We start from the raw sequence: 16,737 nt of genomic DNA, 5'->3' as shown, positions 1-16,737 counted from the left end.
TTTGAAAATTTACTTTATAACGCCGTAATGTGGACACAAACAAAAAAGAATTTTCGATCGTGGATTTGGTGGTCCTGCAGCGGGGTTCCCTGGAACAAAGACCGGTGCAGTGAAAATATTTTGGGGGCTCTTGATGACAATTGTGGCCGCACAAGAGGCGTTGATCGTCGACAATCCGGCAATATCGGCGCGGCTCCTCAAGGACCTGACCTTGATTGTCATCGGAATCGCCCGCAATGACGTTCCGAGCGCCTTGCCGGAGGCGGTGCATACGGTCTGGTTCGATGGCGTTCGCGATGGCAAGCTGAATTTTTCCGACGTAAACGGCGCAGAATTTCAGGTCATGGAAGCGCCGCTGATGCCTCTTGCCGTCTTGGCAGACCCAGGCGCTGCCGGTGACGCGAATACTCTGTTCAAATGGTTGCAGCGGCAAGGTGTCGTTCAGCTTCCTGCGATCGTCACCTGGAAAAAGGGACAGGAGATCAACGCGATTGCATCGGTTGTCGCATTGGCCGGCGAACACGTTAAGGCGGCGGCAAAACGTCTTGTGCTTTCAAATCGGGAACTCAGGACATTGAGGAGCCTGAACGACGATCTACAGAACCGGTTTGCTGCGATTGAAACGTTTTTAAGCCGGCACGGGTTGCAGCCGCTGGACCTGGTCTTCAGCAACGAACCCGCCGAAAGCCAGCCGGACGCAGACATATTTGCAAACGCTTCCGATGATGGCATCAGCCAGGTTCTTCCCGTTGCAAGTTCGGGCGTCAGCGGCGTAGCGCTTCACCTGGACAGCCAGGCTGCGCGCCAGGATCTCGTAATGCGCGCAAAGCTGATCGCGCTTGAAGACCTGCGTGTTGTCGACACCTGGCAGATTGCGAGCGGCGACTTGATGGCCGGCTGGAATGTCTTTGGGCTGTCAAAGTCGATTGCCGGGCTCAACAGGACTTTGGAATTCCGATTGCAGGTTGAAGAGACCAGTGAGGATGTCCCGAGGCTTTCGCTCGGGGACCCTCAACCGATCGAAATGTTCCAGGTGCGGGATGCGTCAAACGGAATGCCGCTTCTCAAGCACAGTCTTGCATTACAGGTGTGGGGTGGAATTCCGGGTGTAGCGATGCCGCCCTCGGCGAATTACATTCCGGCGCGGTCCCAGCAGGCCTCGGCGGGAGAGGGCTTTCGCGATGTGCCCGTTGCGCCGGGCATTCTAGAACATGCAACACTGGCGAATTCCGACGAGGTCTCCTTCGAATTCGAGGCGATCATGCCACTCCCGACCGAGCGCGCCGTCGGATGTCATCCGCCGCGCAAAGGGATAACGATCGGCGGATTGCCGGGTGCCTGTCCGCCGCAGACCGTTCGCATGTCCGCCAAAGCGTTCATCGACAACAGCCGTTCGGCAGATATCGACTTCGCGATCGCAGTCGCTGCCGATCTGAAGGCTGCCAAGGCCATGTTCGAAGGAGAACGACAGCAGGAGGCGGGCGAGGCATTCTCGGGGTGGAAAACCGTCTCCTATGGGGACAGCGCTCACATCAGTGCCTTTGCAAGCGACCAGGTCATCACCTGGCAGAATGTTTATTTTGCGACGAGAATGAGCGTCTCGGGGCGCAATGCATTCGCCTGGGCCAAGTTTGCCAATTTCCGTGCCATTGCAAACGGATGACGGTCATGTTGCGCCAGACCAGAACAGGAGCGAACCAGCCAAACGTGCGCTTCGCCCGGTTCGGTGGTGCTGACAAGCCATCTGCGGCGGTTGCGATCCTCATTCCGGCGTACAAGCACCCGGTTTTGCTGACTGAGGCTGTCGATTCCGCATTGACGCAGGAAGCCCCTTTCAAGATTGCCGTGGTCATTGTCGATGACGGTTGTCCTTATCCTGAAACCACCCAGATCGGGCAGGCCTACGCGCTCGCCAACGACAATGTCTATTATCTCAGAAAGCCGAATGGCGGACTGAGCTCGGCACGCAACCACGGCATCGAATTCGCGCTGCGCACTTTCAGCGATTTGGAGGCCATCTATTTTCTGGATGCTGATAACCGCATCACACCGCCGGCGATGCGGGTCCTACTGGAGCATATGCGGGCGCACAAGGGCATCGGTTGGATCTATCCAAGCATCGACAAGTTCGGCATCGAGTGGAGCGGCAACTATCTGACGCAATATTCGCGGCTGCTTCACGTGACTTTCGACAACATTTGCGAGGCTGGCAGTCTTGTTTCCCGGTCCGTGTTTGATGCCGGTGTCCGGTTCGACGAATCCATGAAGTCGGGTTTTGAGGATTGGGACTTCTGGCTGCAGGCAATCTCGAAAGGATTTCAGGGAACAAACCATCCGTTTTTCGGCTTTGAGTACCGCCAGCGTGCAGAGAGCATGCTGCGTGCCTCCAACCGGACCAGAGAGAGCATTCTTGGTTACATCAGAGCCAAGCACGAAAAACTGTTTTCTGCCGATACGCTTTTGGGTTGGGAGCACGAGGAAGCCCCGCGCTACGTTGCCTTCCATGAGCAATCCCAGAAAGTCGATCTCTTTACCGATCCCCTCGCGCCGCACAAAGAGCGTGCGTTTGACGCGTTCGAGCGGATGTATTGGGCGGCGCGTACAGAGCCGGAAACCTTTGGTATTCCACCGTTCTGGATCTGGATGCCCGCAGCTTTCCTCAAGGCACTTGGAGCATCTGGTCTACTTCACAACATTTTCTGGCTCGGCGAACGCCTGGCGCAGACGCATCACTTTGTGGCGATCCGTCTTGAGAATGACAGGGACAAGTTTGCCGTCAACGTATCGACGATCGGAGACGGCGGTGATCTGTCCAAACAGCCTTCGGCCTGGATGAGTTCTCACGACCTTCTTCAGCAATGTGTAGATGATGCGTCAGACGAATGGGTGCGTACGCTCGGCAAGCAAAAGCCCTTGCCGAAAATTGCGGAGATCGTTGTGCGCGGGCCGTTTGACACCGGTGACGAAGAGGCGGCCGGGGGATCTTCGACGGATGCCCTGCTTTTCACGCTGTCTGCCTTGAAGAGTTCAGGTTACCGGACCGCGTCGGACAGACGCTGGATTTGGCGAAAGGCCTATTTCCCGGATCGGAGCAAGTATTACGAGCTTCTGCGGCATTCGCTGGAAGCTGCTCCAATCATGCCCCGGCTGACCAGTGAAAACGGTCCTATTCGCGTGGGGCTTCTGCTGCCGATCGCCAAGTTTGGGGGCGTTGAACGGGTCGCCTACGCGGTTGCCCGCGTTTTGAAAAGCGCGGGCTGTGAGGTGCATCTCTATGTGTTCGGCAAACCGATTTACAAACACATCCCGGAAAACGACGGCGTTTTCGACAGCATCAATTTCCTGGCCGACGACTATCCGTTGTGGGGCGGGCCAAATACCTTTTCCGGGCAGGATATTCTCATGGGCCACGACGAGGACGCGCGGAGCGAGGAACTGCTCGGTTTTCTGTCCGGCCTCGACGTGATCGTCAACAACCAGCTTGCCCCGGTGAATGCCGTTTTCGGCAAACTCAGGCAGCGCGGCGCCAAGATCGTCAGTTACGTGCATGTGCTCGACACGTCCGAGATGGGACGCGCTGCCGGACATCCTTACCTGGCGCTGGCGTATGAGCATATCTATGACAGCGTGCTGACCTGTTCGCGCGATATGGCGGAGTGGCTGCATGGGATGGGCGTTCCGAGCGCGAAGTTGCTGCATATCCCGAATGCAGCCGGGTATCCATTGGCGCCGGAAGAGGTTCAGCAACTTACGGCCAGCCGGCCGGCTGTGCGGGACGGCAATCTGAAGGCATTGTTCCTTGGAAGGTTGGACCGGCAAAAGGGGATTGAGCGCATCTATGCAGCGGCCCGAATGCTGAAGCAGCGCGGTGTCGGGATCGACTGGCGTATCATTGGGTCTGACGTAATGGATACGGGAGCAGGCGGCTCGTGGAGGGAGCGGTTCGCTGAAATCGGTATCCAGGTCGAACCACCAATTTACAAGAGCCGACGCCTCAGCAGTCTGCTTTCAAAGGCCGATGTCATCGTCCTCCCTTCAAGGTGGGAAGGCGCTCCGCTAACGATCATCGAAGCGCAGCGTCTCGGGTGCGTCCCGATCGCGACGAATGTCGGTGCAGTGTCGGAGCTCATCGACCACAAGGCCGATGGTATTCTTCTCAGGGCGAGCGATGACGGTATTGCAACGCATGACCTGACGAATGTCCTGCAACGTCTGAGCAAGGCGCCCGAACTTTTGAAAAAGCTTTCTGAAAAGGCTGTGGTGCGGTCGGCCGAGCGCAGCTGGGACAAGAGCCTGCAACCCTTTCTGCGGCAACTGCATACCTGGTTCCCCGAACGTTTTCAGAGTGTTCGCCGCGCGAAAATTGCCAGACCTCGAGCGGGCGATACAGGCAGCGACACCGATCTTGCATCGGATGCTGATGGTGAAATCGACTGGGACAAGCCCGGCCGCCGTTCGTCGGCACGCTGAGCGTTACACCCAGAAGAGCCGTCTTACGATGTGAGGGCTTCATACCCGCGGGGGTTCTTGCAAACCCAGTTCCATGTGTCACGGCACATGGTTTCGAGATCGCGCTCTGCTTTCCAGTCCAGCAGCTGTTCCGCGAGGTTCGTATTTGCAAAGCACTCGGCAACGTCACCTTCACGGCGCGGCGCGAAGGAATACCGGATTTCCTTGTTTGATGCGCGTTCAAATGCGCGCACCATCTCCAAAACGCTGTAGCCGTTGCCGGTGCCGAGGTTGACGGCAAAACAATTGGACGGGGCAGAGCCGGATGCCAGCACCTCGTGAGCGCGCAGGTGCCCCTCGACGAGATCGATGACGTGAATGTAGTCACGCACTCCGGTCCCGTCGCGCGTTTCATAATCGTTGCCGAAAACGGCAAGTTCCTCGCGCCGACCGTCGGCGACCTGGGTGATGAACGGCATCAGGTTGTTGGGAATACCGAGCGGGTTCTCGCCGATCTGGCCGCTCTCATGTGCACCGACCGGGTTGAAATAGCGCAATATGCCAAAGCGCCATGCCGGATCGCTTGCAGCGACATCGCGCAGCATATCCTCGATGATGAGTTTGGTGCGCCCATAAGGATTTACCGCGCTGGTCGGGTGCTCTTCCGTCAGCGGCAGGAATTGCGGTTCTCCATAAACGGTGGCGGAGGAGGAAAAGATCATCTGCCGGACGCCGCAATTGGCCATGGCGGACAGAAGCGTATGCGTGCCGACGACATTGTTTTCGTAATAAGCGAGGGGGATTTTGGTTGATTCACCGACTGCCTTCAGTCCGGCAAAATGCACGACCGCGCTGCACTTGTATTTCGTGAGTGTTGCTTCCAGAGCCGCCCGGTCCCTGATGTCGGCATTCTCGTAAAGGATCTTCTGCCCGGTAATTTCGGCGACCCGCTCAAGACTGGCATTGCTGGCGTTTGACAAGTTGTCCAGAACCACGATGTCGTGGCCGGCCTGCAGGAATTCGACACAGCAATGCGAACCGATATATCCGGCGCCGCCGGTGATGAGTACCGTCATTTGCCCCCCGTCGTGCCAATGAATCAGAACATCAACCTCAAGATACACGATCTTTAGGGTACGAACCCATAAATGAAGTCGATTTGGCGGCACAAATGGCGAAATCTCGCGAGGAAGCGTGTGAAGAGCGGGCTTTGTGCCCGGTCAAGCACGGTGACGCTGTGAGGTGAAGCCATTTTGCCGTCCTTCGGATTTGGCCGTTTTGGCCATCTGCCGCGTCGCGAAAGGCTTGAAAATGAACCACATTTCCTGCGCTTTCGCTCCTTGCATACGGCCAAAACGATCCAAACCAAACCGCCTTCATTTATGTGTCCGTACCCTAAGGCGAGTGGTTTGTCTAAAGTGTGGCGCGTGCCAGTATAGAGCGCTGAAATTAATACATTATTTTTCGCGTCGTTATTTTGAGATTAGCTGCGATTTCACAGTAAATTATCTGGGCAGTCTACTGTTCTTGAGGTTATTCCCTGTTCGAGTTTACAAGTCGCGCTCATGTCGGGGGGCCACTAAGGTGGACAGCGATGAGACTTCATCGAAAGCAGGTCAGTGCAGTCGTACCGGGGCAGGGCACGTTTGCGGGCTTCCGCCCGAAATGGACAACAATTTGCCAGAGTGATACTTTGGAAGTAACGGACGATGGAGGTATAGGTCATACTGAAATCGAGCAAGTTTTACCGCACATTGCTGGGCGCTGTGTTGTTGACGGGACTGTGGGTGACCTCGCCTGCGGCCGACGACGCAACTGACTGCCAATCGACCGACCCGCAAACACGGATCCAGGGCTGCACCAATCTGCTCAAAAAACGAAAGCTGAGCGGAGCCGACCAGGCCACGGTCTATGTTTACAGAGGCATTGGCCATGCGCGCATCGGCAATCACACCAAGGCAATTGAAGACTATGGTCAATCCATCAAGCTCTTCCCGAAAAGGGCTGATCCCTATTATTTGAGGGGCGTTTCGCATGCGGCGGTCGGTGATGCAGCAGCGGCGATCAGAGACCTTGGCTCCGCCATCGAACGCAATCCCAAACACGCCGACGCCCTGACCCATAGAGGCAGGGCCTTCTCCGGAGTTGGAGAAATCGACCTGGCGATCGCAGATTTCAGCTCGGCAATTGCCATTGCCGGCTCTCCCGATGCCTATGCCGGCCGCGCCCGGGCCTTTATCGAAAAGCGCGACTTTGCCCGTGCCGTCAGCGACTTGGACATTGTGATCGCAAGCTTTCCAAACAATCCTGAGCTTCTCTATCAACGCGGTATCGCCAATGCCGCGCTTGCCAATCTCGATGCAGCGCTGGCCGATTTCGGAGGCGTGCTTGCCTCTTATCCCGACAGCACCGACGTTCTTGATGCGCGTGGACAGGTTTTTGCGCAGGCGGGGGACATCGACAAGGCGCTGGCCGACTTTGACGCCGTTATTTCAATTGACCCCGGCCGTTTCGATACGCTCAATCGCCGTGCGCGGATTCACATGCAATCCGGCAAACCTGACAAGGCGATCGCGGATTTTGACGCCGCAATTGCAGCCAAGCCCGATTATGCGGATGCCCTTTACGGTCGCGCCCTTGCCTACATGTCCATCGGCGACCAGCGCCGCGCTATCGACGACCTGAATGCGACGCTGGCAATGGTTCCGGATCACCCCGGATTGCTCTACCACCGCGGCATCGCGCACGCCGACGAAGGCAACCTGGATGCAGCGCTGACCGATTACAACAGGGTCGTTGAGATCCAGCCCGACCACCCGGAAGTCCATTATTATCGCGGTCTCGCCCATACGCGCAAAGGCATGACGTCCGAAGCAATATCCGATTTTGACCGTATGCTTCAGATCAATCCCGACCATGAGGGTGCGCGCCACCATCGAGACCTGGCGCACCGGGCGCAGACCGAGACGTCGTCTGCGAGTGTCGCCAAAGCGTCAAGCGGGAAAGACCCGGGCGACGATGAGATAGCGCATGCGTCATGCCCGATCGATCTGTCTGACCCAACATGGGACCGCGTGACAGTGGCACGGTTGTTCCCCCCAGCCGGCGGTGGCTGGGCACCCGACGACGTTCAAATCACCGAGATCGAACTGACAACACCCGAGATGGAAGAGTTCTCAAGATTTCTGGGGGCATTGAGCGGTCTTGGAACTGGAAAGTTCGAGACGCAGAAACTGCCCACACCCATTCGCGTGCAAGCCACGCGAACCTATCGGTCAAGTGACAAGTCTCTGAAGGTTGTGATTGATACCGTAAATACCGAAATGGCAAGCCTCGTCGCGGCTATCTTTGAAAATGAAGAGGTCAGGAAAGCCTCCGCCGAACGTGGAATTGGGATCGAGAAAATTCGCGGCCACGAAGTGATCTTCAATTCCGAGCCGCCTGGAGCTGTTGTCAGGGTCGATGATTTTGGATTGGTTTCCTTCGAGTGCAGTTTTGCCGAATGCAGGGGCGACATACGCGCCTTGATCAACAGTTTCGAATTCGGTTGCGTTGGACAATTCGTAGCTTATGACCATCGCAAGCAGGCAACCGCAAAAGCTGAGTAGCTCATTCCATGATGCAGCCGTTCCTGGGGGTTGAATGAACCAGACCAAAACGATGGCGGAACGTGCTGAAGTGGCATGCATTGAACTCTATGGCGATGACTTTCAAATTGCTCAGCCGGAAGTCCGTCAGTCGAAAATCAGTGCGATGGTGAGGGCGCTTGAGGCTGCGTATCCAGAGCTCCACGCCGCGCCGCCGCAGGCCTGGATCGCCCCCTGGACCACGACTGCCGCGATGGACAAGGCCGTAGAAGGTGATCTTTATGATTGGGACCACCGGTTCCATCTCGACTGGGAAGCGGCGAGGGAGGCGTATCTGTCCGAAAAGACAAAAAGCACTGACGGCAAATAGACAGACCGCCTTTTGAGTTGCCGGACAAGCGTCGCGACAAAGCTCCGTCAACGACTGACCGGAAATCCGTTCGAGGCGATCAGGTGTCTGGCGCACTCATCGAGTGAGGCGCTGTGCAATTCCTGCTCTTCGGATCCATAGTAGACACTGAACATCGGATGGTCGTTGGCTTCGGCACTCCGGTTCACGTAGGCTTCGCCTGTTTTCCTGTGCGATTTGAAGATGTTGATGTGTATGCAGTCACTGTCTTCGACATCGAGAAAAACGTCGATTTGGTCGGCGTGTTGCTGGATTGCGATTGCAAGGTTTTTCAGACAGGCAATTTCCCAGGCCGCATCTGGGTCGGGAGTACGATCGGGAGACCACGCCCAAGACTGAGGGTTATCGAATTCCATTGGCCATGACCCCGCCTGTTAGGAGCAAATTATGGCTTTGATTTGCGATGGATGTCACTCGTATCCGCAGGCCTTGGCGGTTGTGAACAAGACCACATATCTTGTCCCATTGCTCCAGCAACCGCTTTTCCAGCTGCCTGAAAAAACCTCCCCGTCAGCTGAGGTGTAACTGCCAGAACCATGCGGTTTGTTTGCTTGGAACTCACCTTCGTAGAACGCCCCAGTGGGATAGGTTAACTTGCCCCGGCCATCCAGAAGGTTGTCCTTGAATTCGCCTTTGTAGTGATTTCCCGTGGCACTGAAAAACTCGCCGGTTCCTTGCAAACTTCCCTCTCGAAATTCGCCTACAAATCTGCCGCCATTGGCTAATGTCAGAATACCCTGTCCGTTCCACTTGCCGGTGTGGAATTCGCCTTCATAACGGGTGCCGTTCGCCATTGAGTAGGCGCCTCTTCCGTGCATCATTCCTTCTTGAAAGTCGCCGTCGTAGCGGGTGCCGTCATTCCAAATCAAGGCACCCTTTCCCTCAAAGACGTCGTTCTGGAAATTGCCTTCAAAAACAAAGTCGGAAGCCACGAACTTGCCTTGCCCATGCAAGCGGTCGTTAAGGTAGTTGCCTTCGTAACTGTATTCAAATGTCTCGCCGAACTTGACATAGCTGATTGTTGTTTTGCCCTGACCTTCTCGCTTTCCGGTCGTGCAATCACCCTCGAAGATTATCTTTTGCTGCGCCTCGCGTTCAGGGAGAAATATCAGACAATCCTGATTTTCCGCTTTTTGCGGATTGGCGACAGTGTCTGGATGCTCAAGCCACAAACGAGAGATCAGCTCATCGCTGATTTCACCGGTTTGCGGGAGTTGCCAGTCGGATTGGTATAGCGCAATGGCGGCTGCGGTTTTTGGGCCGAACTGCCCGTCGACCGTGCCGACATCATAACCTTTGTTCGCCAGTTCCTGTTGCACGGTGCGAACCTGTTCGCCCGTTTGCGCCAATGCCGGGATCGCTACCAGAAGGAATACGAGGAAATACCGGAGCATCTTCAGCCTCCCTTTGCATTACCCTTGTATTTTGACAGAATTCCCTTGGTTGTAAAACGTGCCAACAAACCCGAGCAAGGATCAGCGAGCGATCGAATTGAGAGCGCTGGAAGGAGGGGCAAGAAAGTGTCTGCTCATCCAGTTTCGCTAACTCTAGAACACAGCTTCCATTTCAGCTTTTGAATCGCACTTACAGCCCGAACGACTCCAGCGACATTCGGGCTGCAGGTCTGGTTTCTAGCGTGCGCCTTGGCCTAAGCCTGGGGTCAGTCGGCACAGGCCGATTCAGGCGGCGTTTAAGCTATTGTTTCGCTGCTGCCGATATCGAGACCGCCGTTGACGAAGTCGAAGCTGTCCAACCCGTTTTCATCGAGCCAGCCTTCGACCCACTCGCCTGAAATTGTCAGGATATCGTTGTTGGCGTCGTCCGACTCGAAATTGAAGGTGAACTGAACGGTGAAGTCGTTCAGCACTTCGGCGTTGATACCGTTGATTCCGATTTCACCATCGTCCTTGTTGAAGTCGAAGGCATCAGCAAGGAAGTTATCCAGATCGTCACCGTCAGACCGCCCGGTGCGCAGGTCCAGCTCAGTTCCCTTGAGTGCGTCTCTCAGGTGAATTCCGAAGTTCGACTCCACTGTGTTTGGATGGCTGGTGCCGAACTCGTTGTTGACGATAATGGTGACGTTTTCCTGGACACCATTGTCGACATCAAAATCTTCGCGCGTGAGATCGTTGTCTGCAAAGCCATCATTTCCAACGGCGAAATTGTTGAAGTTGGCCTTCAGAAAACCGTCTATGTAGTCGCCGGTCAGGATGATTTCGTCAGGCATTGCGCCATCCACATACGTGGTCAGCTTGACGGTCTGTGCGTCAACCACGGTCGCGACTATCTTGTTGGTTCCGCCAAGGCTCATGCCATCAGGTTCGATGGCCTCTTTCAGCAGACGTTCAAGATCGTCGCCGTTGGATTTGCCCGCGCGAAAATCGAGGTTGCTGCCTTTGAGCGCCTTGCCAAGTTCGCCGAACTTGCCGCCAAAGCCGAATTTGACGCTGTCGGTAATCCTGGAGCCGTATTCGTCGTTGAAGACGAGTGTTGTCGTGTCGGCAACATCATCGGTAATGCTGGCGGTGTATTTCTCGCCGTCGATGATGGTGTTGGAGTTGTGGTCGATAATGTAGTTCGGTCCGTAAAGCGACTCGAAGTAGGATTCGACAAACTCACCGGTGACGATGAACGAGTCCGGTTTGGCTCCGTCAGTTGTGGATTGGAGCACGAATTCTACGGTCCGATTGTCCCGGATCCTGATTTCTACGCCATCTATTCCGTCGCCTTCAAAGGCTTCGATGAACAGTTTCTCAACATCGTTAAACGAACCCTTGTTACGCGCTTCGACGTTGTTCCCGCCAATCAGATCAGAGAATTCGGCGGAAACATTGCTGGCGGTCCCAAAGCCAACTCGGACATCCCCCGGAAAGTTGCCATCAAAGGGAGTATCGAGCCGAAGAACGGCCTGTTCTATTTCGGTATTATCGACGTCGATATCTGTGCGCGGAGGATTTCCTCCGGCCGACGTACCCGTATCCGGATCCAGCACTGAGTTTGTCATTGTCTGCTCCCTAACATCTTGAATTAATTCTAAATTCAGGAATTACACACTTCGCGCTCACCTTGTGCGGAACGCTTCTGGAATTTAATTTTTAATAAAAATTTTACTAATGGAGTGTCAAGTTAAAATTGCAACCTGCATACAATTTTTGATGTTTAATTATTGTATTCATTGGTGAATCATAAACATATAATTTTTATTGTCATTTATTTTGTAACGAGTGTTACGTATATTTTGTAATTATATTTTGTCTTATATTTTTATCTACTTAAGTAAAATTAAGTTGCATTAAGTGATTTTAAGTTTGAACTTTAAGTTGGGCGCAATTTCGCGTTTATCGCCGCCTGGATACAATGGATCCTGGTGTTGCGCGGCTTTAGGTGCGAAGCGGCAGTGTCTTTGCAATGTGATGCCGGTTGAAGCGGCTCTTTGCAGCAAGAAATGGCATGGTCCTGAAAAGGGTTTCAGGTGCCTTCTTCCCTAGCTTTTAGACGAGAACGTCATGGTGGGCATGAGCCATTCCTGAAACGCGTCGGCAATGTTTCCGATCAGGTCGTCGGGGACGCCTGGTCCATGAAGCAGGTGCCAATCAAACAGGATCGGTTCGCTATCCAGTTCCGCGATCGCAAGCCTGTCCGAATAGTCGGAGAGACGAACGCACAGGTTCGGAATAATTGAGCTGCCGGCGCCTTCGGCAACCATCCGGCAGATGAGTTCGGTGGATTCGATCTTGACCGCCTTGCCGGGAAACGACTGCCCCCGGTTGAAGAAGCGGTCATATTCCCACCCCGGTGCCGGGCGAAGGTCATAGGTCAGGAACGGTGTTCCGGCAAATGCGTCAGGCTGCACTTTCGTGTCTGCAACGACGGTCGTGGTTTTGGGAAAGACTGCCACGAGCCTGTCCGTTGCAACGGGTCGGCAACCAAGACCTGGATGCGAAGATGGCCCGGGATAAAACGCAAGATCGGCCGTGCCTTCGCTCATTGCGGTAATAAGCTTGTCTGCGGCAACACGCGTGATCTCGGCGGTGGTCCCTTCAAGCGCGTTGTGGCAAATGCCGATCAGACGGAGCGCGAGAGCCGGTGGATCGAAGTGGTTGATGGCCAGCTTGAGCTGATTGGCATTGCGTTTGCCCTGCCATATGGCGTCGTTCTCGGCCTGCTGCAGATCGGGCAGCGTTGCAAGGGCGGCTGTTGCAACAATCTCGCCGGCATCGGTGAGAATGAGTGTGCGCCCGTCCTTGCGCGCAAGCGAGACGCCGAGGCGCCGTTCCGCCTCCTGCAGGCGCTGAGTGGCTGCCGACTGGGTGATGCCGAGTGCCGAGGCCGCCGCTGACAGTGTTCCGCGCTCCTTCAGGGTTGCGGCGAGGGCCCAGTGGGCAAGATCCAGCAAATGCATAAGCTACTCTTATAGTTTTCGATAGAAATTCCATTTTACGCGGCGGTTTCTGAATGTCATCCATTTTGAATTCTTATTTTTGACGGGAGGTTTTGGAATGAAGCACGATCACGCCACTGCCGTTCTCGGAACGCTTGCATGTGTTGATCTGGATCGCTGGCCGATCCATGAACCGGAGAGTGACGCCTACGCCAGGAAGCTTGCGCAGGTTCGGGCGGCTCTTAACGAGGAGGGGTGTTCGCGGGTCGACGGCTTCATTCGCCAGGACTACCGCGAGGCATTCGACGCAGAAGTCGGCGGCGTCGCGCCTCAAGCGCATTTTTCAACCTCATCCATCAATCCCTACTTCACGCCCGACGATCCTTCCTTGCCGGAAAGCCACCCGCGCCGCCGTTACTCTGAAAACACCAATGGTTTTGTTGCCATGGATCGTTTTCCGGAAAACGGTCTGTGCCTGTCTCTTTACCGCAACCCCGCTTTCCAGTGCTTCATCGCCGACTGCCTCGAAGAGGACGCGCTCTTCACGTTCGACGATCCGCTTGCAGGGGTGGTGGTAAACGTGATGAAGGAGGGCCAGCAACTTGCCTGGCACTACGACACCAACGAGTTCATTGTCAGCCTCTTGACCCGCAAACCGCAGGAAGGCGGCGCGTTCGAATATGTGCCGGATCTGCGGCGCCCCGGCGACGAATGCTACGAGGACGTGGAGAAAGTGCTGGACGGCAAGAGCGATCGTGTCCGGCAGCTGTCCCTGGAATTGGGTGATCTCCAGATCTTCAAGGGCCGGTTTGCGCTCCACCGCGTCGTCAAAGGAAAAGGGGAGCGCCATACCGCCATTTTCGGCTATGCCAAGGAGCCTGGCTTCATCGGACGGGTCCAGCGTACGATGAAAGTGCACAACCGGGTGACGCAGGCGCATATCGATGCCGAAGCGCGCGCGCGGAACGACGGCCTGGCTGACTAAGGTGGGGATCCTGCGCGGCGGTGCTTCACCGCTGCGCTTACGTTCCGGACCCAATCCGGTCGAGGCGTTGCTTTTCTTCGGGCAGTTCGAGCGGACTGCCCATGCCGGACGAGGACAACCAGGCTTCAAGCGCTTCCAGCGAAGAGGCCGGCGCATAAACGGCTGACTGTTCGCTGCTGGCAGCGATTGCGATCCTGGGCTCCCATGTCTGCCCGACCCGGCAGGCAACGGAAACAATCGATGGACCGTTGACTGCTTCGTAGTCGAACTCCCGGCAAAGGGTACTGTCCGCATCGACAAAGGAGGCAATGACGTTCAGCGTTGCACCGGAGTCGAGCGACGTGCTGCCTCCCGAGGCCACTTCAGAGAGCGCCCGATCGATCCCGGGATCTGCCAGTGCCGCAATACCGAAGGGCGATGTCGTATCGGGCGTTCCGAATGGTCCGGCCGACATGCCGACAGCAAGTCCGATGGCAAGCGTTATCGAGGCCGCAAGGGCTGTTGGCCACTGGCGGAACACCGCTTTTCGTGCGAACGGGACGACATTTCCATCTGCGGGAAGGTCCCTTGCACCGGTGTCTTCGGCGAGGAGGGTGGAAATCCTGTCGGCCAATTGATCGGGCACGGGCGGCAGATCCGCTGCAGCGCCCTTAAGCTCGCGCGCGGTTTGTTTGAACATGCGAATTTTGTCGCGAACCTCTTCGCTAGTTTCGGCGGCACGTTCCACCTTTTTGGCCTCCGCTTCCGGCAACTCGCCATCCGCATAGGCCATAATGAGTTCATCCGTCATTTGAGTTTGATCCGTCATTTGTCTTGTCCTGGGCGGAATACGTTTGTGAGTGTCATTTAATTCCAACTTTTGCCGCAATCGCGGTCCGGGCCCTGGAGAGCCTGCTCATTATCGTGCCCTTGGGTACATCCAGAATGTCCGCCGCCTCGGCATAGCTGAGCTCTTCAAAGCAAACGAGGATCAGGACCTCCCGCTGTTCGAGTGGCAGCGTTTCAACGGCGCTCAGAACATGGGCAACCATCAGCCGGGTTTCGCCCGCATTATGTTCCTGGCCACCGAGTTCCGGCTTTTCGTCTATGTCGAGTTCCTGTCCTCTGACCTTTTGCTTGCGGGTCATGTCGATCCAGGCGTTTTTGAGGATGCGGAACAGCCAGGCTTCGATGCGTGAGGCGGGGTCGTAACTGCTGCGGGCAAGCAAAGCCTTTTCGACCGTTATTTGAACAAGGTCATCGGCAAGATCTGGTGAACGGCAAAGCGACATCGCGAACCGCCTCAGGTTCGGCAGTTTTTCGGTAAGGGCAATATGAAAACAATCCGGCATGCAGCGACCTTCTGGAAATCAAGCAACCGATGGAATTTTCAGGCCGCTTATTCGTAATCGATTGGAATACGAATGACACAACGGTTTATTCCAGAAAAAAGGCCTGGACCTGAAAGGACAAAAAATGACCCGGTTGATCATCCTGATCCTCGCCCTTGCTTTCCTCTTTCCTGTCGCGGGTGGCGGATCGTTCGACAGTCCTCTGATCTCAAAGGCATTTGCCGATGAGGAGGACGATGACGATGATGATGATGACGACGACAGCGATGCCGGCGGGTACGGCGGGGGCAACGGGCCTGGCACAGCGGGTGAGAGGCGCACGGCGCCGGGCGCCGGCCGTTCGGGCATCGGTGCTTCGGAAGGTGGTTCCATCCTGAGCCCCTTGCGACGCTTGTTCGGCGGCAGGCAGCAACCACAGCCTGCCCCACGCGGCCGCGCAACGCCGCCGGTTCTCTTCGTGGCCGGTGAAATCGTCGTCCTGAATATCAACTCCGAAGATCTTCAAAGCCTCTTGAGCCAGGGATACAGCATCCTGGAGGAGCGGTCCGTTGCCGGCGGACAGCGCTATTATCGCCTGGCCGTTCCGAACGGACTGCCGTTGCAGGACGCCCGCGACGCAGTGCGAGCGCTGCCATCGGGCGAAGACACGGATTTCAATCATTATTTCAGGCCGGAGCGGGACGACGTAACCTGCCGCGGCGAAGGGTGCGCGGCCTATCAACTCGTGAACTGGCCGGGGGTTCAAAGCGCAGAATCGCAAGTCTGTGCAAGTAGCGGCAGCATCGGCATGATTGATACCGGCATCAACGAAGATCATCCCGTCTTCAAGGGCGCTGAATTGACTGTCGTTAGACTGGCGGACACAGAGCTTCGTGCGTCGAAAGCCAGTCACGGCACCGCAGTCGCATCCCTTCTTGTGGGGCAGCCCGGAACGAGAGTGCCAGGGCTGTTGCCTCGGGCGCGGCTGGTCGCGATCGATGCCTTCCACCGTGCCGGGCAGGACGAACGCGCAGATGCGTTCACGCTTGTCGAAGCGCTCTACAGTCTTTCGGATGAAGACGTTGCTGTTATCAATCTCAGTCTCGCAGGGCCCCAGAACCGGGTCGTTGAAGCAGCGCTATTGGATCTCTTTGAGCGCCAGGGCATCGCTTTTGTCGCTGCGGCCGGGAACGGCGGGCCAACTTCCGAACCTGTCTATCCTGCGGCATACGATTTCGTTCTGTCGGTGACTGCAGTCGACAGAAACAAGCGCATATTCCGTCGCGCAAACAGGGGCGAGTATATCGATCTGGCGGCGCCGGGCGTCAAAGTCTGGTCCGCTGCATCGGTAAAAGGCGCGAAGTGGAAAACCGGAACATCGTTTGCAGTCCCGTTTGCAACATCTGCGGTCGCGCTCGCGATGGCCCGGTTTCCGGAGAAATCACCAAAAGAGATCTACGAATTACTCAAATCAACGGCAATGGACCTGGGGGATCCCGGACACGATACGACGTATGGGGCAGGGTTATTGCAGGTCGGTGGTCTTTGCTGAAACGACACGCAGAGGTGCTCGGTCTTCTGCAGTTCTTCAAGGTGCGGCTTGCTTCAAGAAAGCC

The 16,737-nt window shown here is 56.0% G+C and carries 13 protein-coding genes; 6 read left to right on the top strand and 7 right to left on the bottom strand.

All coding sequences use genetic code 11. The annotated features are described in order from the left end of the window. The first annotated feature begins 133 nt into the window (after nucleotides 1-133). Together RBB47_RS29685 and RBB47_RS29680 are read left to right on the top strand one after the other, a co-directional pair. Nucleotides 134-1,663 (top strand): DUF6212 domain-containing protein, encoded by a 1,530-nt coding sequence (locus RBB47_RS29685; RefSeq protein ID WP_305989552.1) that lies wholly within the window; start codon nucleotides 134-136, stop codon nucleotides 1,661-1,663. Nucleotides 1,664-1,668: 5 nt separating this feature from the next. After that, nucleotides 1,669-4,470 carry a glycosyltransferase gene (locus tag RBB47_RS29680; RefSeq protein ID WP_305989551.1) on the top strand — a complete coding sequence of 934 codons (2,802 nt, stop codon included), beginning with the start codon at nucleotides 1,669-1,671 and terminating at the stop codon, nucleotides 4,468-4,470. A 23-nt stretch (nucleotides 4,471-4,493) separates the two neighbouring features. On the opposite strand, the gene galE is transcribed toward RBB47_RS29680, so the two are convergent. Then, entirely contained in the window at nucleotides 4,494-5,525 is a 1,032-nt protein-coding gene (galE, locus tag RBB47_RS29675; protein ID WP_305989550.1) for a UDP-glucose 4-epimerase GalE, read from the bottom strand. Nucleotides 5,526-6,236: 711 nt separating this feature from the next. Between galE and RBB47_RS29670 the strand changes: the two genes are divergently transcribed. Continuing rightward, on the top strand, nucleotides 6,237-8,057 hold the full coding sequence (locus RBB47_RS29670; RefSeq protein ID WP_305989549.1) for a tetratricopeptide repeat protein: 1,821 nt from the start codon (nucleotides 6,237-6,239) through the stop codon (nucleotides 8,055-8,057). A 34-nt stretch (nucleotides 8,058-8,091) separates the two neighbouring features. Continuing rightward, nucleotides 8,092-8,406 carry a hypothetical protein gene (locus RBB47_RS29665; protein ID WP_305989548.1) on the top strand — a complete coding sequence of 105 codons (315 nt, stop codon included), beginning with the start codon at nucleotides 8,092-8,094 and terminating at the stop codon, nucleotides 8,404-8,406. A gap of 47 nt (nucleotides 8,407-8,453) precedes the next feature. Here RBB47_RS29665 and RBB47_RS29660 read toward each other — a convergent pair whose 3' ends face one another. The 4 genes from RBB47_RS29660 to RBB47_RS29645 form a co-directional block, all read right to left on the bottom strand. After that, a complete protein-coding gene (locus RBB47_RS29660; RefSeq protein ID WP_305989547.1) occupies nucleotides 8,454-8,801 on the bottom strand; it encodes a hypothetical protein in 348 nt (115 codons plus the stop codon). Between the two features lie 54 nt (nucleotides 8,802-8,855). Beyond that, on the bottom strand, nucleotides 8,856-9,839 hold the full coding sequence (locus RBB47_RS29655) for a peptidoglycan-binding protein (RefSeq protein ID WP_305989546.1): 984 nt from the start codon (nucleotides 9,837-9,839) through the stop codon (nucleotides 8,856-8,858). Between the two features lie 296 nt (nucleotides 9,840-10,135). Continuing rightward, nucleotides 10,136-11,449: a hypothetical protein gene (locus tag RBB47_RS29650; RefSeq protein ID WP_305989545.1), complete on the bottom strand. Its 1,314-nt coding sequence runs from the start codon at nucleotides 11,447-11,449 to the stop codon at nucleotides 10,136-10,138. Nucleotides 11,450-11,929: 480 nt separating this feature from the next. Continuing rightward, on the bottom strand, nucleotides 11,930-12,847 hold the full coding sequence (locus tag RBB47_RS29645) for a LysR family transcriptional regulator (protein ID WP_305989544.1): 918 nt from the start codon (nucleotides 12,845-12,847) through the stop codon (nucleotides 11,930-11,932). Between the two features lie 97 nt (nucleotides 12,848-12,944). On the opposite strand from RBB47_RS29645, the gene RBB47_RS29640 reads away from it, so the two are divergent. Continuing rightward, a complete protein-coding gene (locus RBB47_RS29640; RefSeq protein WP_305989543.1) occupies nucleotides 12,945-13,811 on the top strand; it encodes a hypothetical protein in 867 nt (288 codons plus the stop codon). 37 nt (nucleotides 13,812-13,848) lie between these two features. Here RBB47_RS29640 and RBB47_RS29635 read toward each other — a convergent pair whose 3' ends face one another. Then, a complete protein-coding gene (locus tag RBB47_RS29635) occupies nucleotides 13,849-14,619 on the bottom strand; it encodes an anti-sigma factor (RefSeq protein ID WP_305989542.1) in 771 nt (256 codons plus the stop codon). Between the two features lie 34 nt (nucleotides 14,620-14,653). Then, nucleotides 14,654-15,142, bottom strand: coding sequence for an RNA polymerase sigma factor (locus RBB47_RS29630; RefSeq protein ID WP_305989541.1), 489 nt, complete (start codon nucleotides 15,140-15,142; stop codon nucleotides 14,654-14,656). Nucleotides 15,143-15,266: 124 nt separating this feature from the next. Between RBB47_RS29630 and RBB47_RS29625 the strand changes: the two genes are divergently transcribed. Beyond that, a complete protein-coding gene (locus RBB47_RS29625; RefSeq protein WP_305989540.1) occupies nucleotides 15,267-16,673 on the top strand; it encodes a S8 family serine peptidase in 1,407 nt (468 codons plus the stop codon). Nucleotides 16,674-16,737 lie beyond the last annotated feature (64 nt).

This window comes from Roseibium sp. MMSF_3544 (genome assembly GCF_030732845.1).
In the GTDB taxonomy this organism is placed as follows: domain Bacteria; phylum Pseudomonadota; class Alphaproteobacteria; order Rhizobiales; family Stappiaceae; genus Roseibium.
Note: the sequence above shows the minus strand (reverse complement) of the source record. Positions and strands in the feature narration are given on the sequence as shown.